The organism is Pseudomonas sp. AC463 (genome assembly GCF_979253585.1).
This window is the reverse complement of the sequence record NZ_CEEDDZ010000338.1, coordinates 1-320: the sequence shown is the minus strand read 5'-3', so window position 1 is coordinate 320 and position 320 is coordinate 1. Positions and strand designations below refer to the sequence as shown.

At 65.3% G+C, this 320-nt stretch carries 1 protein-coding gene; it reads left to right on the top strand.

Features of this window, described 5'->3' with window-relative positions; translation table 11 throughout:
- On the top strand, window positions 1–320 hold a 320-nt coding region (locus tag AC0IYH_RS30420; protein WP_471837869.1), incomplete at both ends, for an NADH-quinone oxidoreductase subunit J.

Here is a 320-nt window from a genome sequence, read left to right as displayed (position 1 = left end):
CCGCCGGGCTGATGGTGCTCGTCGGTGCCGAGTTCATCGCGATGCTGCTGGTCATCGTGTATGTCGGCGCGGTCGCGGTGCTGTTCCTGTTCGTCGTGATGATGCTCGACATCGACTTTGCCGAACTGCGGGCTGGCGTGATGCGCTATGCCGGCATCGGTCTGGCCGTCGCGGTTGCGCTGGCGGCGGAGGTCATCATCGCGGTCGGGGCTTGGAGCGCGGGGACGCTGGACCTGACGCGTCGTGTCGCGCCGATCGATCCGGTCGTGCCGAACATCCAGGCGATCGGTAACCTGCTGTATTCGCGCTACGTCTTCATC